The organism is Flavobacterium sp. (genome assembly GCF_003525665.1).
Taxonomy (GTDB): Bacteria; Bacteroidota; Bacteroidia; order Flavobacteriales; family Flavobacteriaceae; genus Flavobacterium.
Genome location: NZ_DQDX01000212.1, coordinates 4,760 through 8,531, shown reverse-complemented (window position 1 = coordinate 8,531; position 3,772 = coordinate 4,760). Strand labels below are relative to the sequence as shown.

General features: G+C 34.3%; 4 protein-coding genes and 1 pseudogene. All 5 read left to right on the top strand.

The features are described 5' to 3' along the window. Positions 1-232 (top strand): annotated as a pseudogene (locus DIU01_RS14725) (glycosyltransferase family 2 protein); the annotation flags it as partial. Between the two features lie 76 nt (positions 233-308). Beyond that, positions 309-1,619, top strand: a complete 1,311-nt coding sequence (locus DIU01_RS14720) for a dihydrolipoamide acetyltransferase family protein (protein ID WP_290835762.1) — start codon at positions 309-311, stop codon at positions 1,617-1,619. Between the two features lie 127 nt (positions 1,620-1,746). Next, the gene (locus tag DIU01_RS14715) at positions 1,747-2,517 is read left to right on the top strand and encodes a 3'-5' exonuclease (protein ID WP_290835760.1); all 771 of its coding nucleotides are present in this window, start codon (positions 1,747-1,749) and stop codon (positions 2,515-2,517) included. 96 nt (positions 2,518-2,613) lie between these two features. Beyond that, positions 2,614-3,225: a fumarylacetoacetate hydrolase family protein gene (locus tag DIU01_RS14710; RefSeq protein ID WP_290835758.1), complete on the top strand. Its 612-nt coding sequence runs from the start codon at positions 2,614-2,616 to the stop codon at positions 3,223-3,225. Further along, positions 3,225-3,569 (top strand): histidine kinase, encoded by a 345-nt coding sequence (locus DIU01_RS14705; protein ID WP_290835756.1) that lies wholly within the window; start codon positions 3,225-3,227, stop codon positions 3,567-3,569. Before DIU01_RS14710 ends, DIU01_RS14705 begins: the two co-directional genes overlap by 1 nt. The last annotated feature ends 203 nt before the right edge of the window (positions 3,570-3,772 follow it).

Here is a 3,772-nt window from a genome sequence, read left to right as displayed (position 1 = left end):
GAATAAAAAAGAAACAATTTTAAATGATTTTGGCGATTTCAAAAACAATTTAAATTTGAATATCGAAATCATTTTTGATACAAAATCATTTAGTTATAAGGATATTATTAATTTCATGAATTGTAATAAAAGTAAAAATTTAACATTTAAGAATTATATTCCTAATTCAAATTATTTAATAGGAAGCAATAATTCAATCGATAGAGGAGAAACTACCGTTATAAAAAATTAGTATATTCTTCGCAAAATGAAGATAAAATTACTAATTTTGCAATCATTATAAAAAAACACAACTTTAGTTTAAAGATATGGCAAAGTTTGAATTGAAATTACCTAAAATGGGTGAAAGCGTTGCGGAAGCAACAATTACCAATTGGTTAAAAAACGTTGGTGATACTATAGCAATGGACGAAGCAGTTCTTGAAATTGCAACCGATAAAGTTGATAGCGAAGTACCAAGTGAGGTTTCAGGTGTTTTAGTGGAACAACTTTTTGGTAAAGACGATGTTGTTCAAGTTGGTCAAACTATTGCAATCATTGAAACCGAAGGCGGAAGTGTTGAAGCACCAAAAACTGCCGATGTTGCTGCTCCAATTGTTGCTGAAGTTGCTAAAACTGTTGAAGTAGCCAAAGAAAATGTTGCTCCAGCCGATTTTTCTGGTTCAGATAAATTCTTTTCACCTTTAGTAAAAAACATTGCTAAAGAAGAAGGTGTTTCTGTTGCCGAATTAGAAAGTATTTCTGGTTCAGGAAAAGAAGGACGAGTTACCAAAGAAGATATATTGAAATTTGTTGGAAGCAGGAAGTTGGAATCAGGAAGTAAAGCAGCTCAAACTGTTGCTCCAGTTGCTCAACCCGAAACTCGAAACTCGCAACCCGAAACTAAAGCTGTTCCAGTTTCTGTAAATGGCGGAGACGAAATTATTGAAATGGACAGAATGCGTAAGTTAATTTCTGGTTATATGGTGGCTTCGGTACAAACTTCAGCTCACGTACAATCGTTCATTGAAGTTGACGTTACTAACATCGTAAAATGGAGAAATAAAGTGAAAGATGCTTTTGAAAAACGCGAAGGCGAGAAACTAACATTCACTCCAATTATGATGGAAGCTGTTGCAAAAGCATTAAAAGATTTCCCAGGAATGAATATTTCTGTTGATGGCGATTACATCATCAAAAAGAAAAACATCAATTTAGGAATGGCTGCAGCGTTGCCAAACGGAAATTTAATTGTACCAGTAATTAAAAATGCAGACCAATTAAACCTTGTCGGAATGGCAAAAGCCGTAAACGATTTAGGAAACCGTGCTAAAGCAGGAAAACTAAAACCAGACGATACTCAAGGCGGAACTTATACAGTTACAAACGTAGGAACTTTCGGTTCAGTGTTTGGAACTCCAATCATCAACCAACCGCAAGTCGGAATTCTAGCTCTTGGTGCCATTAGAAAAGTACCAGCAGTTATCGAAACGCCAGAAGGTGATTTCATCGGAATTCGTCAGAAAATGTTCTTGTCGCATTCTTACGATCACAGAGTCGTAGATGGCGCACTTGGTGGAAGTTTCGTAAAACGAGTAGCCGATTATCTAGAAGCATTTGATGTAAATAGAGAATATTAAAAAAATATACGTAACCCTTTCAATGATAATAAATTGAAAGGGTTTCTTAATTTTTGATTAAAAACTTTTTAAAAAATCGATAAACGGTAACTACAAAATTTTATATTTGTCGCAATAATAATTTAAAATGGAATTAAAACTCACTAGACCAATTTGCTTTTTTGACCTTGAAACCACAGGAATAGAAGTCGCCAAAGATAGAATTGTAGAAATCTCAATCTTTAAAGTATATCCAAACGGAAACAAGGAAAGCAAAACGTGGTTAGTAAATCCAACAATTCCAATTCCTGCTGCTACAACTGCTGTTCACGGAATTACCGATGAAAAAGTGGCTAACGAACCAACGTTCAAAGAATTAGCATCTCAAATTCATAATATGATTAAGGATTCAGATTTGGCCGGATTTAATTCTGACCGATTTGATATTCCGCTTCTTGCCGAAGAATTACTTCGTGCTGAGGTTGATTTTGATATGAAAAACCGAGTTTCGGTTGATGTTCAAACCATTTTTCACAAAAAAGAAGAACGTACTTTAAGTGCAGCCTATAAATTTTACTGTAACGAATCTCTAGAAAACGCGCATTCAGCAGAAGCCGATACAATGGCAACCTACGAGATTTTAAAAGCACAATTAGACAGATACGACGATTTAGACAACGACATGAAATGGTTGTCCGAATTTACAACACGTAAAAAATCGGTCGATTTTGCAGGATTCATCGCTTTAAATAAAGAAGGAAAAGAAATTTTTACTTTCGGAAAAAATAAAGGACAATTAGTAGAAGAAGTACTTGAAAAAGAACCAGGTTATTACGGTTGGATTCAAGGCGCCGATTTTCCTTTGTACACCAAAAAGGTTTTAACCGCAATCAAATTAAGAAAATTAAATACAAAATAAGTTTTCTGTCGCAGTTTGCAGACTGAAAACTGAGACTGAAAACTGAGACTGAAAACTGAGACTGAAAACTGAGACTGAAAACTGAGACTGAAAACTATGAAAATCATCTGCATAGGACGAAATTACGCAAAACACATTGAGGAACTTCAAAACGAACGTCCAGATGAACCTGTAGTTTTTCTAAAACCAGATTCTGCAATTTTATTAAAACAACATCCGTTTGTAATTCCAGAATTTTCTGAGGATATTCATCACGAAGTAGAACTTTTAGTCAAAATCAATAAAGTCGGAAAGTATATCGAGCCTAAATTCGCTCACAATTATTACGACGAAATTGGACTAGGAATCGATTTTACAGCTCGAGATTTGCAAAGTAAGCTCAAAGAAAAAGGTTTGCCTTGGGAAAAAGCCAAAGCTTTTGACGGTTCAGCGGTAATAGGTGACTTTTTATCGAAAAATTCTTTTAATTCCTTAGAAAGTATTAATTTTGAATTAGTTAGCAACGGAAAAGTTGTGCAAAAAGGAAATTCAAGTCACATGTTGTGGAAAATTGACGAATTAATTTCGCACGTTTCACAATTTTTTACATTAAAAATAGGAGACATCATTTTTACAGGAACGCCAGAAGGTGTTGCAGCAGTAAAACCAAATGACATTCTCGAAGGATTTATAGAAAATAAAAGATTATTTAAAATACAAGTAAAATAATGGCCCTAAACTACAACTTATCAAAGGTTTACGCACTTTCAGACAACGATCCTGAATTTGTTATGCAAATCATCACACTTTTCGTGACAGAAGTGCCACTTGACCTAAAGCAAATTCATCTTGGCATCAAAAATAAAGACCATAAACTCGCTTATGCGTATGCCCACAAAATCAAGCCTACGCTAGATTTACTCGGAATGACAATGGCGCACGAAGAAATTCTTCAAGTAGAAGCATGGACAAGAGCCGAAGGCAAAAAGAAAGAAATCGATGCCACTTTCGAAAGCATTGAAAACCAAATAGAAAAAGCTATCAAAGAAATCAAGAAAGATTTCGAAATATAAAAATTAGAAGCGAAAGGCTCGGGAATTGTCAGTAATGGTAATTCCCGCTTTTCGTTACAATCTTGCCTAAAAAGGCAAGGATTTTCTCTTCAATCGGGGCTATTTTTGGTTTCCATTTTATCATTTGTTATATCTTTGCAATAACACTTATTAGAAATTATAGCAAAAAATCTAAAATCTAATATCTAAAATCTAAAATCTAA

Coding starts and splice junctions, on each gene's coding strand:
- DIU01_RS14720 (WP_290835762.1), top strand. CDS start 309: ATGGCAAAGTTTGAATTGAAATTACCTAAAATGGGTGAAAGCGTTGCG.
- DIU01_RS14715 (WP_290835760.1), top strand. CDS start 1,747: ATGGAATTAAAACTCACTAGACCAATTTGCTTTTTTGACCTTGAAACC.
- DIU01_RS14710 (WP_290835758.1), top strand. CDS start 2,614: ATGAAAATCATCTGCATAGGACGAAATTACGCAAAACACATTGAGGAA.
- DIU01_RS14705 (WP_290835756.1), top strand. CDS start 3,225: ATGGCCCTAAACTACAACTTATCAAAGGTTTACGCACTTTCAGACAAC.